Here is a 15,883-nt window from a genome sequence, read left to right as displayed (position 1 = left end):
ACGGGGACTAGCCCATCCGGGCCTGTGAACTGGGAGGAAGATCATGATTGGGACATTGGTTAGCGTCAAAGGAAGACGTCATGGTCTTTGGAGTGGATTGCGCGTTTTGGCGGCTGTGACACTGCTTGGTGGGGCTGTTGTGCAGCCCGCGCAGGCGGCACCCGTGCAATATGAGCTTGATAAATCGGCCAGCGTTGTTGGCTTCACCTACTACTTCAATCAGGACGGCACAGAAGGTCAGATGCCGGTTGAGGCGGCGGATCTGCAGTTGGATCTGGGCAATGTCTCCCGCAGCAAAATTGATGTGACCCTGAGCCCCAAGCGGGCAAAGGCTGGGTTCCTGTTTGCCACCGAGGCGCTCAAGGGGGCGCAGGTGCTTGATGCCAGCAACCACCCCACTATCCGTTTTGTTGCGCGTGAGATTTCGGGCACGATCCACGGGGCGAAGGTGCTGGGGGATCTGACGGTGCGGGGCGTGTCGCGTCCGGTGACGCTGGCGGCGCAACTGTTCCGTCAGCGCGGCACCGAGGCCGGAGATCTGGACAAGCTGTCGATTTTGCTGACGGGCAGCCTGGATCGGCGGGAGTTCGGCGCGGATGGCTATCCCGATCTGGTGGGACCAACCATTGATTTGCGCATCCTTGCGCGGGTGAATCGCTCAGACAGTTGAGCGGTACGGCGGGCTTTGGGTGCCCGCCGTTAAGTGGTTCAAGTTTTATCCGTAGTGGGTGACCGGCGAGCCAGCAATGGCGGCCATGTTCAGCAGGCCGCGCGCCGTGATCGATGGGCTGACAATATGGGCGCGGTTGCCCATGCCCATCAGGATCGGTCCCACTTCCAAGGCATCAGCGCGCATTTTCAGGATGTTACGCACCCCTGACGCCGCATCGGCGTGGGCAAAGACCAGCACGTTGGCGGCCCCTTCAAGGCGTGTGCGCGGGAAAATGCGGCTGCGCAGGTCTGGGTCAAGCGCGGTGTCCACGTTCATTTCCCCTTCATAGGCAAAATCGCGCGGCTTGCTGTCCAGGATTGCGATGGCTTCGCGCAAACGCTTGCCAGAGCCTTGGCGGTGGTTGCCAAACTGGCTTTGCGAACACAGCGCGATTTTTGGCTCCAGACCAAACCGGCGCACATGCCGCGCAGCGCCTTCCGCGATGCGGGCGATATCCTCGGGGCTTGGCAGCTCATGCACCTGCGTATCGGCGATGAAGAGCGGGCCATCCTCCAAAATCATCAGAGACAGCGCGCCATGCGGAGAGAGAGTGCCTTTGCCCAGCACCTGTTCAACATAGTTGAGGTGCCAGCGGTATTCACCAAAGGTGCCGCAGATCAGGCTGTCGGCCTCCTCGCGGTGCACCATGATTGCGCCGATTGCCGTGGTGTTGGTGCGCATGATGGCCTTGGCCAGATCGGGTGTGACCCCCTCGCGTTCCATCAGCTCATGATAGCTGTTCCAGTAGTCATAATACCGTGGATCGTTTTCCGGGTTTACTATCTGGAAATCGCGGCCGGGGCGGATGGACAGGCCCGCGCGTTCACAGCGGGCTTCGATCACCTCGGGGCGGCCGATTAGGATGGGGGTCTCTGTGGTCTCTTCCAGAATTGCCTGCGCTCCGCGCAGCACGCGCTCATCTTCGCCCTCGGCAAAAACGATGCGGCGGGAGGCTTTCTGGGCGGTCTCAAACACCGGGCGCATCAGCAATGCGGATTTGAAGACCGATTGATTGAGTTTGTGAACATAGGCGTCGATGTTTTCAATCGGGCGGGTGGCAACACCACTGTCCATGGCAGCCTGGGCCACGGCGGCGGACACCACGCCGACAAGGCGTGGGTCAAAAGGTTTGGGGATCAGATACTCAGCGCCAAAGGTGAGCTGTTCGCCTTTGTAGGCAGCCGCTGCCTCAGCCGACGTGGTGGCGCGGGCCAGTTCGGCAATGCCGTTCACGCAGGCGACGCACATTTCATCGTTGATCTCTGTCGCGCCAACATCAAGCGCACCGCGGAAGATGAACGGAAAGCACAGGACGTTGTTGACCTGGTTGGGGAAGTCGGAGCGGCCGGTTGCGATGATGGCATCGGGCGCAACTTTGCGTGCCAGATCCGGCATGATTTCCGGGGTTGGGTTTGCCAGAGCAAAGATGATCGGCTGGCTGGTCATCTTTTCGACCAGTTCAGGTTTTAGGACGCCGGGGCCGGACAGGCCGAGGAACATATCCGCGCCATCGATCACCTCTTCGAGTGTGCGCAGCTCGGAGTTTTGGGCAAACTCGGCTTTTTGCGGATTCATATCCTCTTCGCGACCCTCATAAACGAGCCCGTGGATGTCGCAGAGCCAGATGTTCTCGCGTTTGACACCCAGCTTCACCAGCATGTTGAGGCAGGCAATGCCCGCCGCGCCACCGCCGGTGGAGACAATTTTGATATCTTCAAACTTTTTGCCCGCCACGCGCAATGCGTTGGTGGCTGCGGCGCCGACCACGATGGCGGTGCCGTGCTGGTCGTCGTGAAACACTGGGATGTTCATCCGCTCGCGGCAGATTTTTTCCACGATAAAGCAATCGGGGGCTTTGATGTCTTCAAGGTTGATCGCACCAAACGTTGGCCCCATGGCGCAAACGATGTCTGCCAGTTTTTCCGGGTCTGCTTCGTCCAGCTCGATGTCAAAGCAGTCAATGTTGGCAAATTGCTTAAAGAGAACCGCTTTGCCCTCCATCACCGGCTTTGAGGCCAGCGCGCCAATGTTGCCAAGCCCAAGCACGGCGGAGCCGTTGGAGACCACCGCCACAAGGTTTTGACGTGCAGTATAGAGTGCAGCATTTGCCGGATCGTCTTTGATCTCAAGGCAGGCCTCGGCCACGCCCGGGGAATAGGCGCGCGACAGGTCGCGCCCGTTGGCGAGCGGTTTGGTCGCGCGGATCTCCAGTTTGCCGGGTTTTGGGTTGGCGTGATAGGCCAGCGCCGCCTCGCGCAGGGATTGGTTGCGATTTTCAGACATCGGAGACCTCTGTTTGGCACTTTGGGTGCGGTCAAAAAGAAATTAGTTCAGCCTTAAACCAATTTTCTCCCAGTTAAAATGCACAAATCTGACGCAACGGCACAAGCTTGTATTTTTGACCATTTGGTCTCAATCTCGCGCAATCAAATGAGCGGAGAGTGACACCTTGGAGATCAAAGCCGAATTTCGCCTGCCGACACAGGAATTGCGCGACGATATCCCGTTTTACACCAAAGTGCTGAAAATGCGGATGGACATGATCTATCCCGCGGATGACCCGACGATTGCGGTGTTTTCCGGCCATGGGCTACGGTTGCGGATTGAGAAGGGGGCTGAAGAAGCGCCGGGCACGCTGCGGATCTTGACCGATGATCCGGACGGGTTTGCCGACGGGCAGCGCCATCTGACCGCGCCCAATGGCACAAAAATCGAGATCGAAGAGCTGAACCCGCCTTTGGTTTTGCCTCCTGTGCAGTATTCCTTTGTGGTACGCCGTCTGGCGGATCAGGCCCCTTGGGTGATCGGGCGGGCCGGAATGCATTATCGGGATCTGGTGCCGGATCGTTTGGGCGGCGCGATGATCGCCAGCCACATCCGCATTCCTGACGGCGGGCCGGTGCCGGATATGGTTCATTATCATAAGGTTGGCTTTCAGCTGATCTTCTGCGTCAACGGTTGGGTTGATGTGCTTTATGAAGATCAGGGGGGCATGCGCCGCCTGAACGCGGGCGATTGTTTTATCCAGCCGCCCGAAATCCGCCACCGGGTTTGCGAGGCGAGTGATGATCTGCAGGTGATCGAGATTGGCGTGCCAGCCGATCATGTCACTGAGATTGACCATGAGATGGAGCTGCCGACACCCCATGAGCGGCCTGAGCGTGAATGGGATGGCCAGCGTTTTGTGCACAATCTGGCAGAAGGTGCGGCGTGGGCGCCGTTCCGCCTGCCCGGGTTTGAATGCCGCGACACCACCATTGCAGCCAACACCAAAGACGTCGCCGGCGTGCAGGTCGTGCGCCGGGGCGCGGGCACACCGCAGTGGAGCCGCCATGACGCGGATATCCACTTTACCTTTGTGATGAAGGGCACGATGCTTTTGGAAGGGGAGGAGCGCGCGCCATTCCCGCTTGAAGCTGGTGATGCCTTTGTTGTCCCGCCGGGCATGAAAACCCGCTACGCCGAGCCAAGCGACGACATCGAACTGTTGGAAGTGACCTTGTCGGGTGCGTTTAAGACGAAAGTGATCGAGACATGAGCCAAGACAAAAGCCTTGAAACCCTCGCCTTTGAGGTGCGTGAAAACGCCTATGCACCTTATTCCAACTTCAAGGTTGGGGCGGCGATCCTGTCTGAAGGTGGCGTGAAATACGCAGGCTGCAATGTGGAGAACATTGCCTATCCTGAGGGCACATGCGCGGAGGCCGGAGCCATTGCGGCCATGGTGGCGGCAGGGGAGACCCGTCTGACCGAGGTTTTTGTGGTGGCCGACAGCAAGCAGCCGGTCAGCCCCTGTGGCGGATGCCGTCAGAAGCTGGCGGAATTTGGCGGCAAGGACACCAAAGTCACGCTGGCCAATCTGGAAGGCGTGCGGGTTTCCATGACCATGGCAGAGCTGTTACCCGGAGCCTTTGGCACGGATCATATGGACGCAGACCACAAGGATCGCGACTAAATGGGCGCGCGGGCGATTATCGCGAATCTGCGCCGTGGAGAGACGCCAAGCCGAGAGGAATTGGCGTGGTTTGCCAAAGGTCTGGCGGATGGCACCGTGTCTAATGCTCAGGCTGGGGCCTTTGCCATGGGGGTCTGCTTGCGCGGACTTTCAGAGGAGGGGCGCGTGGCGCTGACGCTTGCGATGCGCGACAGTGGCGACCGGATGGCATGGGATTTGCCTGGCCCGGTGTTGGACAAACACTCCACCGGTGGCGTTGGCGATTGCGTTTCGCTGGTGCTTGCCCCGGCTTTGGCGGCCTGCGGGGCTTATGTGCCCATGATTTCCGGACGTGGTCTGGGGCATACCGGTGGCACGCTCGACAAAATGGAGGCCATTCCGGGGCTGTCCACGAGCCTGACGGAAGACCGCTTCAAAGAGGTGGTGGCCGATGTGGGCTGCGCCATTGTCAGCGCCACGGCGGAGATCGCCCCGGCTGACAAGCGCCTCTATGCCATCCGCGATGTGACCGCGACCGTGGAAAGCCTCGATCTGATCACCGCTTCGATCCTGTCCAAGAAGCTTGCGGCGGGGCCTGAGGGCTTGGTGCTTGACGTGAAAGTCGGCTCTGGCGCGTTTATGAAGTCCGTTGAGGATGCGCAGGCCCTGGCGGACTCGCTTGTCAGTACGGCGAACCTTGCGGGCTGCCCCACCAGTGCGGTGATTTCCGACATGAACCAGCCTTTGGCGGCGTCGCTTGGCAATGCGCTTGAGGTTGCGGAATGCATGAAGGTGCTCTGCGGGCAAAATGGCGGGCCACTCGCAGAGCTGTCTGTGTCACTTGGTGGTGTGCTCTTGGCCAGCGCCGGGTTGGCTGCGGATGTGGAAGAGGGTGTCGCGCGAATGCTTGACGCGCTGTCCAGCGGTAAGGCCGCAGAGATCTTCGGGCGCATGGTCGCCGCGATGGGTGGCCCGATGCGCTTCACAGAAGAGTGGCAAAGGTTCCTGCCGGAAGCGCCGATTATTCGCGAAATTGCGGCGCCACAAGCTGGCGTTGTGCAAGCTATTGATGGCGAGGCACTTGGGCTGGCGGTTGTTGGTCTGGGCGGCGGCCGTCAGGTGGAAAGCGACGTGATTGACCCGGCGGTTGGCCTGTCGGACGTGGTGCGTCTTGGCGAAACAGTGCAGGCGAGGCAGCCCCTGCTGCGTTTGCATGCGGCGCGTGAGGATGCGGCGGCAGCGGCTGAGGCGGCTGTGCGAAAGGCCATTGTCATTGGCGAGGGAATGCCCGATATACCCCCGCTTATTCATGAGAGGAGCCGATAGGGCGATGGCACGTGTGTTTCTGGTGGTGATGGATTCCGTTGGCTGCGGCGGGGCAGTGGATGCTGCGCGGTTCTTCAACGATGATCTGCCGGACACGGGTGCGAACACGGTCGCGCATATCGCGCAGGCTTGCGCCAAGGGGCTGGCGGAGGAGGGGCGGTCCGGCCCACTGACTGTGCCACATCTTGATGCGCTTGGCTTGGGCGCGGCGGCGCGGCTGGCGTCCGGCGATGAAACGCCCGGATTGGACGCAACGCCAACTGGCTTCTGGGGCGCGGCCAGCGAGCAAAGCCCGGGCAAAGACACGCCATCGGGCCATTGGGAGCTCGCCGGACTGCCTGTGCCGTGGGATTGGGGGTATTTCCCCAAAGGTGCGCCCTGTTTTCCGGACGAGCTGGTCGCCAAAGTCTGCGAACTGGCAGGAACGGACGCGATCTTGGGCGATTGCCACGCTTCTGGCACGGTCATCATCAACGAGCTTGGAGCCGAGCACGTGAAAACCGGCGCGCCGATTTGTTACACCTCTGCGGACAGCGTGTTTCAGATCGCAGCGCATGAAGAGCACTTCGGGCTGGAGCGCTTGATTGATCTGTGCCGCGACCTCGCGCCGATCCTGCATGAGATGAAGATTGGTCGCGTGATTGCGCGCCCGTTTGTTGGCAACGCGGAAGAGGGCTTCACCCGGACGACCAACCGGCGTGACTTTGCGATTGCGCCGCCGGCGCCGATCCTGACCAACTGGGTGCAGGACGCAGGCGGCGCGGTGCTGGGTGTTGGCAAGATTGGTGACATCTTCACCATGGCTGGCATAGACAGCTGCACCAAAGGCAGCGACGCGAAGCTGATGCAGGATTTGCATGGGCTGGCGGAGACCGCGCCGGACGGCAGCCTGACCTTTGCGAATTTTGTGGAATTTGACAGCCTTTACGGGCACCGCCGCGACGTGGCGGGCTACGCCCGTGCGCTGGAATGGTTTGACCGCGAGATTGGTGCCTTCATCGCGAAGATGCGAGAGGATGATTTGCTGATCCTGACGGCCGATCACGGGAATGACCCAAGTTGGCCGGGCACAGACCACACCCGTGAGCGCGTTCCTGTGCTCTGTGCCGGTGTCGGCTCCGGTGAGGCTGGATTGATTGATTTTGTGGATGTGGCCGCAACTGCGGCGTCCCATCTTGGCGTGACACCGCCGCGTGGAAGGAGTTTCCTATGACAGTGGCAGACCTGAAAAAGATCGAGCTGCACATTCACCATGAAGGCGCGGCTCCGCCCGCCTTCATCAAGCAGCTGGCGCATGAAAAGAAGATGGACCTGAGCAAAGTCTTCACGGACGATGGTGGCTATGCGTTTGAGAACTTTGTGCATTTCCTCAGTGTCTATGAGGCGGCGACCAGTGTTCTGACTGGCCCGGAAGAGTTCGCGCGGCTGACATCTGCCTGGCTTGAGGAAAGCGCAGCGAATGGCGTGGTCTACACCGAGAGCTTTATCAGCCCCGATTTCTGCGGAGGCGGCGATGTGGGGGCGTGGCGTGAATATCTGCACGCCATTGAAGAAGCGGCCAATGCGGCGGAGGCCAAGCATGGCATCACGCTGCGTGGTGTCGTCACGGCGGTGCGTCATTTCGGTCCAGAGAAATCCCGTGCCTCCTCGCTCTGCGCGGCGGAAACGGCGGGCGATTTCATTGTCGGCTTTGGTATGGGCGGTGACGAGGGGCAATTCACGCAAGGCGACTTTGCCTATGCCTATGATCAGGCGCGTGAAGCCGGTTTGAAACTCACCACCCACGCGGGCGAGTTTGGCGGGCCGGAAAGTGTGTGGGATGCGATCAACGACCTGAATGTGGAACGTATCGGCCATGGCGTGCGCTCGATCGAAGATCCTGATCTGGTCAAAGAGCTGGTGGCGCGTCGGGTGACGCTTGAAGTGTGCCCCGGATCCAATGTGGTGCTGGGGGTCTATCCTGATTTTGCCTCTCACCCGATCCAGAAACTGCGGGGCGCGGGTGTGCGGGTCACTGTCAGCACGGATGATCCGCCGTTCTTTCACACCACCATGCGGCGCGAATACGAGATGCTCGAAAAGGCCTTTGGTTGGGGTGAGGCAGATTTTGCCGAGATCACCAATACCGCGCTTGACGCCGCGTTCTGTGACGCGGATACGAAGGCAATTGTGGCCAAGAGACTGGAGAAAACCTGATGGATCATTTGACCGTAGTGAACCACCCACTTGTGCAGCACAAGCTCACGATCATGCGGGATGAGGCAACCTCAACGGGCGAGTTCCGTCGCTTGCTGCGCGAGATCAGTCAGCTGTTGGCCTATGAGGTGACGCGCGAGTTGCCGATGACAACCAAACGCATCAAGACACCTATGGTCGAGATGGATGCGCCGACACTGGATGGGCGCAAATTGGCGCTGGTGTCGATCCTACGTGCGGGCAACGGCCTGCTGGATGGCATGCTGGAACTGGTGCCTTCTGCACGTGTTGGCTTTGTTGGTCTTTACCGCGACGAAGAAACGCTGGAGCCGGTGCAGTACTATTTCAAAGCGCCTAGCGAGCTGGGCGAGCGTCTGGTGATTGCTGTGGACCCGATGCTGGCAACCGGGAACAGCTCTGCGGCAGCTATTGATCTTCTGAAGAAAGAAGGCGCGACCAATATCCTGTTCCTTTGCCTGTTGGCGGCCCCTGAGGGTGTAGAGCGTATGAAAGAAGCGCACCCTGACGTTCCAATCGTGACAGCAGCGCTGGATGAGCGTCTGAACGAAAAGGGCTACATCCTGCCGGGTCTTGGCGATGCGGGCGACCGCATGTTTGGCACAAGATAGGCAGAATTTGGGCTTTTCAGTGGTTTACTCACTGTAAAGATTTTGGCTAATGTACCCCTACATCTTGTGGGGGCAAAATGACATTAGGCAAATTTCTTGCGATTGCTGCAATCGCAACCGCTTCTGGATTCGGCGCAGCCCATGCGCAATCGATCAGTGACAGGCAAACACCGGCGGAGTTTCCGCCGGCGAATTTCCAGGGCAAACAGTTCGTTGACAGCCGCGGCTGTGTATATATCCGCTCAGGTGTGGACGGGGTGACCACATGGGTGCCCCGTGTGACCCGCGACCGCAAAGTGATCTGCGGGTTTAAGCCGACCTTCGACACCGCAACCCGTCCGACCAATGCAGCGCCGCAGCTTGATGGCGACGTGGTTCAGATCGAACCAGCCGCGCCACCGACAGAGCGTCCTTCGTTGTTTGGCAATGCGCGGCCCACACCTCAGGCGGCACCCACGACGACGCCAAAAGCACCAGCGGCGACAGTAGCGACCCCGGCACCCAAAGCCGCGCCGGTTGTGATCCAGCCCAAAGCGCAGCCTGCGCCCACCAAGTCGACCGCGAAGGCTGCCCCCAGCACGGTAAAAGCTGCACCGGCAAAAACCACTGCTTCAGCTGCGGCGCCGTCACCTGCGCCCGCAAAAACAGTGGTTTCAAAAACCGTACCGGCACAAGCGGAACGTCGCACCACTGGGCAGGCCCCTCGCGCCTCCGGTATTATCTCGCCATGTCGTGAAGGCGTGACCCAATACAAAGGGTCCACCGTGCGCTGTGGTCCGCAGGCGCAATCGCCTGTGACGCCCGGTGTCGGCGGCCCGATTGCGACCCCGCCGCAAATCAATCTAGAGCAAAGCAGCGCGCTGCCGCGCCCGCCTGTGGGCACTGTGGTGCGCGTTGGCGAAGCGGCGCCGGACGTGCGGATTGTGCCCAAGCATGTCTATGAGGCGCGCCTGACCAATGCGGTGTCCTCCTATGTGCCGGAAGGCTATCGCCGCGCCTTTGAGGACGGTCGTCTGGACACCGAACGCGCAGTGATGACCTTTGCCGGGCACGCGCAGACCAACTTGATCTGGACTGAAACAGTGCCGCGCCGCTTGATCCAGGTGACGCTGGAGTCTGAGGCCGCGGAGCCGACCACCACCCGGTTCAAAACCGGTGAAAGGGTCAAAACCAAAACGGTTTCCACCAAGTCGGAAGCCCCGCAGAAGTCTCTGCGTCTTGCGGGCACACCTTATGTGCAGGTGGCGCAGGCAACGGATGCAGCACAGGCGCAAGCTTTGGCGCGGGATGTGCGCAAGCTGGGCGTGCCGGTGCGGATCGGGCGGTATGAGCGCAATGGCGCCACCCAACGGATTGTGCTCGCTGGGCCTTTTGCCACACAGGCAGAGGCGGCCTCTGCGCTGGCCAAAGCCAAAGGTGCCGGATTTGGCGGCGCGTTCCTGCGCAAGTAAACTGACAGTCTTTGAGATTTGCGGTGGTCAGCTGTCGCAAATCTCCTGAAGCGCCACCCAATAGCGGTCAATCAGCACCGGCTCTGGCAGATTGTCTGTGAACGGAGCCGCTTCAATCAGCGCCAGCGTGCTTTCCCCGGACGGGTCTTGGGCCAAAGCATAGGGTTTGAGGCGCACGCGCTTTTCCTCAAAGGCAGCAATCAGAGTGTCATCCGGTGCCGCCATTGGCGGAGCGCTGATCAGCTCTTCAATGTGGCTGCTGAGCAGCGTGTCTGGCAATGTGCCGGTGGTCAGTAGGCGCAGGCTGGCGCGAATGCCGCCGCTTTCCAGAAGGCCGCGGAGCGGGTCTGCGACCGCGGCTTGCGCGGAAATCACATAGCCTGCTGCCACATCCGGCTCCTCAAAGTCTTCCACCGCGTCGCGCCCCAAAAGCACGATGTTGCCGGGCAGGGCGACCGCGTCCCGCAGGGCGCTTGGCACCACGGTGATGGCGCGTACTTGCAGGCGTTTTTGAAAGGCATCAAGCGCGGGCAATGCCTGCGGGCCGGTGCAGGCTTTGCCGGTCAGGCGCAGTGCATGGGTCTGCATCTCCTGACCAATTGTCTGGCGGGTCACATTGGGCACAACCCGCAGCGCGTGGTTGACCAATGCGTTTGGCAGCCAAAACACGCCCAAGGCCACAATTGCCGCCACCGACCCGCCAAGAATGAATTTGCGCAGCCTGCCTGTGGCCTGGCCCGGGTTGGCGACCGCTTTGCGCAGCTTCTCGATGGCTTCGACCACCTCAGGGTGATCTGCACCGATTTCCAAGGTCTCGCTTGGGTCGCCGTCCGGATAAAACACGGCAGGCCGTTCGCCGGGGTTGAGCCTGCGCACGGCGGGAAGAGACCAATGGGTCAGCGCCCGATCATTGCTGTCTTTGATCACAAGCGTTGCGTCCCCCAGAGACACAATCACATCCCTGCGTTGTGCGTCGGGGTTTTCGCGCCACAGAGCTGTGGCTTCCAAACGTTGGAATTTCTCGAGTGCAGTGCTCATGTTGGGGTCTGCTCAGGCCTCTGATTGAAACAACCCCTATCATGGCCTGAAAGGGCGGGGCAATCATTTGCCGACAGTCGGCCTCTCATAAAAAAGGCCCGGGCAAACGCCGGGCCTTTGTCTGGTTTTCTCTGTAGTTGAGATCAGAGGATCTTGATGTCTGCCGCTTTGATGTCCGCGAGGAAGGCATCGAGACCTTTGTCGGTCAGCGGGTGGTTGATCATGGATTTGATCACGCCGGGAGGGGCGGTCATCACGTCGGCACCCACCAGCGCACATTGGGTGGCGTGGTTCACGGTGCGCACGGACGCGGCGAGGATTTCGGTTTCAAAGCCATAGTTGTCATAGATCTGACGGATGTCAGCGATCAGGTCCATGCCATCAAGGTTGATGTCGTCCAGACGGCCGATGAAAGGCGAGATGAAGCTTGCGCCCGCTTTGGCGGCCAGCAGCGCCTGGTTGGCGGAGAAACACAGGGTCACGTTCACCTTGTGGCCCGCATCGGTCAGGGTTTTACAGGCTTTCAGACCGTCCCAGGTCAGCGGCACTTTCACGGCGATGTTTTCAGCGATCTCAACCAGCTTGCGGCCTTCAGCGATCATTTCGTCAGCGTCGGTCGCGGTGACTTCGGCGGAAACCGGGCCTTCGACCAGATCACAGATCTCTTTGGTCACTTCGAGAATGTCGCGGCCGGATTTTTTGATCAGGGAGGGATTGGTGGTGACACCATCCACCATGCCAAGGGCGTTGAGCTCGGCAATGGCGTCGATTTCGGCAGTGTCTACAAAGAATTTCATGTCAGGTCCTTTGCTGGCTTTGACAAGTGCATGGATGATTGGTGCAACTGCGGGATTGCGCTGCGGCTGTGATGGCTTTACCCGATAGAAGGCCGCGCCGAAAGCTGTAATGCGCCATTTGGGCGCAATTATCGTTAGCGATAACGGCATTTGGTGGGCAAAGCTGGCAAGAGGGTCTGTTGAGCGACGCAGAGTTTTATCCCGAAGGGGCTTTGATTGCGGTTCTGACCACGCAACCGCTGGACCGGGTTTTGGATTACAAAGCGCCGGAAGGAGGCGTTTTTGCGGGCAGTTTTGTCGAGGTGCCGCTTGGGCCGCGCAAGGTGCTTGGGGTGGTCTGGGGGGCGGGCAAAGGCGATTATGACATCTCCAAAATTCGCGCCGCCAATAAGGCGCTGGATGTGGCACCCATGCGGGCCGACATGCGCAATTTCCTGCAGCGGGCAGCGGATTACACGCTGACACCGCTGCACGCGATGTTGCGGTTGGCGACCCGTGCGCCGGGGCTGAGCGATCCTCCCTCGATGCGCAAAGTCTATCGCCGTGGCGCAGGGGAGCCCGACCGGCAGACCGATGCGCGGCGGCGGGTTCTGGCGACATTGGAAGACTATGGCGGGCTTGCTTTCACGCTGGGCGAACTTGGCGAGATGGCTGGGGTCACAAACTCCGTCATCAAGGGGTTGGTGAAACAGGGCGTTGTGCTGGAAGAAGCCGCGCCTCGGGACACACCATATTTGCGGCTTGATCCGGACTACGGCGGCAAAGAGCTGACGGCGGATCAGGAAGCCGGGGCGGCGGAATTGCGCGCCGGTATTCAGTCAGGTGTTTATGGCACCACATTGCTGCGCGGGGTCACGGGCTCAGGCAAAACTGAGGTTTATCTTGAGGCCGTCGCGGAATGCCTGCGCAAAGGGCGGCAGGCGCTGGTGCTCTTGCCGGAGATCGCGTTGACCGCGGAGTTTCTGACGCGCGTTGAGGCGCGTTTTGGTGCGCGTCCTGCGGAGTGGCACTCCGGTGTGACCATGACCGAGCGTCGGCGGGCGTGGAAAATGGTGGGGGAGGGTGGCGCGCAGCTTGTGGTTGGTGCGCGCTCTGCGCTGTTCTTGCCGTACCGCGATCTTGGTCTGATTATCGTCGATGAAGAACACGACACCTCCTATAAGCAAGAGGACGGCGTGCTTTATAATGCGCGCGATATGGCGGTGCTGCGCGCGGCGATGTGTGACGCGCAAGTGGTGCTGGCTTCTGCCACCCCCTCGTTGGAAACCTGGGCCAATGCGGAAGCGGGCAAATACAAGCGGCTTGAGCTGACCAGCCGCTATGGCGCGTCGGTTTTGCCGGAAATGCGGGCGATTGATATGCGCACGCAGGAGCTCCCGGCCAGCCGTTGGATCTCGCCTGCGTTGAAACAGGCGGTGGACGCGCGCATTGCCAAAGGGGAGCAAGCGCTGCTGTTCATCAACCGCCGTGGCTATGCGCCGGTGACAATCTGCCGGGCTTGCGGGCACCAGATCGGCTGTGATCATTGTGACGCGCGGATGGTGGAGCACCGCTTTCTCAAGCGTTTGCTGTGCCATCAGTGTGGCGAGACAAAACCGATGCCGGAGGCCTGCCCGAGCTGCGAGGTCGAAGGCAAGCTGGCCCCGGTCGGGCCGGGCGTTGAGCGGCTGGCCGAAGAAGCACAAGCGCTTTGGCCGGAGGCGCGCCAAGCGGTGCTGAGTTCGGATCTCTTTGGCTCAGCGCGTGCGCTGAAAGAAAGCATTGAGACCATCGCCAACGGCGGCGCAGATATCATCATCGGCACGCAGTTGGTGGCGAAAGGTCACAATTTTCCGCTGCTGACGCTGGTGGGCGTCATCGACGCGGATCTTGGCCTGCAAGGCTCTGACCTGCGCGCAGCAGAGCGGACCTTTCAGCTCATGCGACAGGTTGCCGGGCGGGCAGGGCGCTCTGAACGCGCGGGGCTTGCGCTGTTGCAGACCTTCCAGCCGGAGCACCCCGTGATCCGCGCGATCCTGACCGGCGATGAAAACGGCTTCTGGCGGGCTGAGGCGGATGAACGGCGTCACGCTGTGGTGCCCCCCTTTGGCCGCATGGCCGGGATCATCCTTTCAGGCAGCGATGTGGGGCAGGTGTTTGATCTGGGCAATGCGCTGGCACGCAATTCGGAGGCTTTGCGGGCGATTGGGGCTGAAGTTTATGGCCCGGCCCCGGCCCCCATAGCGCGTGTGCGTGGACGACATCGGGTGCGGCTTTTGGTGAAAGCCGACAAATCTGCGCCGCTGCAAGTCGCACTGGCGCGCTGGGTCGGCCAGTTCCGCCTCAAAGGCGATTTGCGCCTCGCCGTGGATATCGACCCGCAGAGCTTCTACTAAGCGCAGGGTTTCCTCTTGCGTCCAATATCCCGGAGCGCGAGGCAGAGCCTCGCATTTGCCTTGCGTGCAAATACGCAGCCCAACCTGTGCATCCTTTCGCTCTCGCCTTTTGGGGTATTTCCCCGTATGCGCTAGGCATGTTCGAAAAAATTGCCATTGATGACGCGCAGGCTTTGCCGTGGTGGCGTCGCCCGATCGCGCTTTTGTTCCTGATGGCGCTGGCCATGCCCATCGCGTTCAACACTTGGAGCGCGCTGCTCAACAACTTTGTGGTTGAGCTGGCAGATTTTGACGGGGCTGACGCAGGCCTCTTGCACACTGTGCGGGAAATACCGGGCTTTCTGGCTGTTGCGGTGATCTTCTTAATCCTCTTCATTCGGGAGCAGGTTTTGGGGACGATCTCCCTCCTGCTCCTAGGCGTTGCAACTGCGCTGACCGCCTATTTCCCGAGCATGGGCGGCATTCTGATGATCACGCTGCTGAGTTCTATCGGGTTTCACTATTATGAGACCGTGAACCAGTCTTTGCAGCTTCAGTGGCTCGACAAGAAGCGCGCGCCCAAGGTGCTGGGCTGGCTGGTAGCTGCGGGTTCTGGCGCAACGCTGCTTGCCTATGGGCTGATTATCCTGAGTTGGAAGCGGTTTGATCTGAGCTATGAGGTTGTCTACCTCGCTGGAGGCGGCATAACCGCGCTGATCGCGCTCTACTGTATTTTCGCCTTCCCGCAGTTTGAAGGCCGCACGCCACAGGCGCGCAAGATGGTGCTCAAAAAGCGCTATTGGCTTTATTACGCGATGCAGTTCATGGCCGGCGCTCGCCGTCAGATTTTTGTGGTCTTCGCTGGATTCATGATGGTTAAGCACTTCGGCTATGAGGTGCATGAGAGCACCGGCCTAAATATGGTTACGCTTGTCGCAACTATGATGTTTGCACCTTTGGTTGGGGGTGCGCTCTCGCGCTTTGGTGAACGTCGTATATTGGTTTTCGAGTATACGGGGCTTTTTGTTGTGTTCTTGGCCTACAGCGGAATCTTCTTCTTTGGCTGGGGGGTGACACTCGCTGCTGCCCTATTTGTTATCGACCATTTGCTTTTTTCTCTCGCTATAGGGCTTAAGACCTACTTTCAAAAAATTGCTGATCCCGAGGATATGGCCCCTACAGCGGCTGTTGCCTTCACAATTAACCATATTGCGGCCGTGTGCTTGCCGTTTCCATTGGGGTTGTTGTGGGTGTATTCTCCTGGCTCAGTGTTTGTGCTGGCGGCGTCTATGGCGGCGGTGTCACTTGGCTTGGCCTGCCTGATCCCGCGCCACCCTGAGAAGGGTAATGAAACCCGCCTGACACGCCCTTTGGCCGCCGCTGCAGAGTAGTTTGCCCCCGTCAGGCTTGACGAAGCTGGGCCAAGACCCTAGGCCCGGCACAAAGT

General features: G+C 60.1%; 13 protein-coding genes. 10 read left to right on the top strand and 3 right to left on the bottom strand.

What is annotated here, in order from left to right; all coding sequences use genetic code 11:
- Nucleotides 1-43 precede the first annotated feature (43 nt).
- Nucleotides 44-670 (top strand): YceI family protein, encoded by a 627-nt coding sequence (locus J7399_RS03675; protein WP_209061781.1) that lies wholly within the window; start codon nucleotides 44-46, stop codon nucleotides 668-670.
- A gap of 45 nt (nucleotides 671-715) precedes the next feature.
- On the opposite strand, the gene J7399_RS03670 is transcribed toward J7399_RS03675, so the two are convergent.
- Entirely contained in the window at nucleotides 716-2,995 is a 2,280-nt protein-coding gene (locus J7399_RS03670; protein WP_209061779.1) for an NADP-dependent malic enzyme, read from the bottom strand.
- Nucleotides 2,996-3,161: 166 nt separating this feature from the next.
- Between J7399_RS03670 and J7399_RS03665 the strand changes: the two genes are divergently transcribed.
- From J7399_RS03665 to J7399_RS03635, 7 genes are all read left to right on the top strand, one after another.
- Nucleotides 3,162-4,250 carry a cupin domain-containing protein gene (locus J7399_RS03665; protein ID WP_209084191.1) on the top strand — a complete coding sequence of 363 codons (1,089 nt, stop codon included), beginning with the start codon at nucleotides 3,162-3,164 and terminating at the stop codon, nucleotides 4,248-4,250.
- Nucleotides 4,247-4,666 carry a cytidine deaminase gene (locus tag J7399_RS03660; protein WP_209061775.1) on the top strand — a complete coding sequence of 140 codons (420 nt, stop codon included), beginning with the start codon at nucleotides 4,247-4,249 and terminating at the stop codon, nucleotides 4,664-4,666. The genes J7399_RS03665 and J7399_RS03660 overlap by 4 nt, the downstream gene beginning before the upstream one ends.
- Nucleotides 4,667-5,971, top strand: a complete 1,305-nt coding sequence (locus J7399_RS03655) for a thymidine phosphorylase (RefSeq protein WP_209084189.1) — start codon at nucleotides 4,667-4,669, stop codon at nucleotides 5,969-5,971.
- 4 nt (nucleotides 5,972-5,975) lie between these two features.
- A complete protein-coding gene (locus J7399_RS03650; RefSeq protein ID WP_209084187.1) occupies nucleotides 5,976-7,184 on the top strand; it encodes a phosphopentomutase in 1,209 nt (402 codons plus the stop codon).
- Entirely contained in the window at nucleotides 7,181-8,167 is a 987-nt protein-coding gene (locus J7399_RS03645; RefSeq protein ID WP_209084185.1) for an adenosine deaminase, read from the top strand. The genes J7399_RS03650 and J7399_RS03645 overlap by 4 nt, the downstream gene beginning before the upstream one ends.
- Entirely contained in the window at nucleotides 8,164-8,796 is a 633-nt protein-coding gene (upp, locus tag J7399_RS03640; RefSeq protein ID WP_209062081.1) for a uracil phosphoribosyltransferase, read from the top strand. The genes J7399_RS03645 and upp overlap by 4 nt, the downstream gene beginning before the upstream one ends.
- Nucleotides 8,797-8,873: 77 nt before the next feature.
- The gene (locus tag J7399_RS03635) at nucleotides 8,874-10,247 is read left to right on the top strand and encodes an SPOR domain-containing protein (protein ID WP_209084184.1); all 1,374 of its coding nucleotides are present in this window, start codon (nucleotides 8,874-8,876) and stop codon (nucleotides 10,245-10,247) included.
- Nucleotides 10,248-10,274: 27 nt separating this feature from the next.
- Here the strand turns inward: J7399_RS03635 and J7399_RS03630 are convergent, their stop codons facing one another.
- Both J7399_RS03630 and fsa read right to left on the bottom strand, forming a co-directional pair.
- On the bottom strand, nucleotides 10,275-11,285 hold the full coding sequence (locus J7399_RS03630; protein ID WP_209084182.1) for a hypothetical protein: 1,011 nt from the start codon (nucleotides 11,283-11,285) through the stop codon (nucleotides 10,275-10,277).
- Between the two features lie 143 nt (nucleotides 11,286-11,428).
- Nucleotides 11,429-12,082: a fructose-6-phosphate aldolase gene (gene fsa / locus J7399_RS03625; protein ID WP_209061765.1), complete on the bottom strand. Its 654-nt coding sequence runs from the start codon at nucleotides 12,080-12,082 to the stop codon at nucleotides 11,429-11,431.
- Nucleotides 12,083-12,261: 179 nt separating this feature from the next.
- On the opposite strand from fsa, the gene J7399_RS03620 reads away from it, so the two are divergent.
- On the top strand, nucleotides 12,262-14,457 hold the full coding sequence (locus J7399_RS03620) for a primosomal protein N' (RefSeq protein WP_209084181.1): 2,196 nt from the start codon (nucleotides 12,262-12,264) through the stop codon (nucleotides 14,455-14,457).
- Between the two features lie 137 nt (nucleotides 14,458-14,594).
- Nucleotides 14,595-15,827: an MFS transporter gene (locus J7399_RS03615; RefSeq protein ID WP_209084180.1), complete on the top strand. Its 1,233-nt coding sequence runs from the start codon at nucleotides 14,595-14,597 to the stop codon at nucleotides 15,825-15,827.
- Nucleotides 15,828-15,883 lie beyond the last annotated feature (56 nt).

Source organism: Shimia sp. R9_1 (assembly GCF_017743775.1).
Classification (GTDB): Bacteria; Pseudomonadota; Alphaproteobacteria; order Rhodobacterales; family Rhodobacteraceae; genus Shimia.
This window is presented reverse-complemented; position numbering and strand designations above follow the sequence as displayed.

Bases quoted from the DNA above. Each gene is read 5' to 3' on its own strand.
- J7399_RS03675 (WP_209061781.1), top strand. From the start codon at position 44: ATGATTGGGACATTGGTTAGCGTCAAAGGAAGACGTCATGGTCTTTGG.
- J7399_RS03670 (WP_209061779.1), bottom strand. From the start codon at position 2,995: ATGTCTGAAAATCGCAACCAATCCCTGCGCGAGGCGGCGCTGGCCTAT.
- J7399_RS03660 (WP_209061775.1), top strand. From the start codon at position 4,247: ATGAGCCAAGACAAAAGCCTTGAAACCCTCGCCTTTGAGGTGCGTGAA.
- J7399_RS03655 (WP_209084189.1), top strand. From the start codon at position 4,667: ATGGGCGCGCGGGCGATTATCGCGAATCTGCGCCGTGGAGAGACGCCA.
- J7399_RS03650 (WP_209084187.1), top strand. From the start codon at position 5,976: ATGGCACGTGTGTTTCTGGTGGTGATGGATTCCGTTGGCTGCGGCGGG.
- J7399_RS03645 (WP_209084185.1), top strand. From the start codon at position 7,181: ATGACAGTGGCAGACCTGAAAAAGATCGAGCTGCACATTCACCATGAA.
- J7399_RS03635 (WP_209084184.1), top strand. From the start codon at position 8,874: ATGACATTAGGCAAATTTCTTGCGATTGCTGCAATCGCAACCGCTTCT.
- J7399_RS03630 (WP_209084182.1), bottom strand. From the start codon at position 11,285: ATGAGCACTGCACTCGAGAAATTCCAACGTTTGGAAGCCACAGCTCTG.
- fsa (WP_209061765.1), bottom strand. From the start codon at position 12,082: ATGAAATTCTTTGTAGACACTGCCGAAATCGACGCCATTGCCGAGCTC.
- J7399_RS03615 (WP_209084180.1), top strand. From the start codon at position 14,595: ATGTTCGAAAAAATTGCCATTGATGACGCGCAGGCTTTGCCGTGGTGG.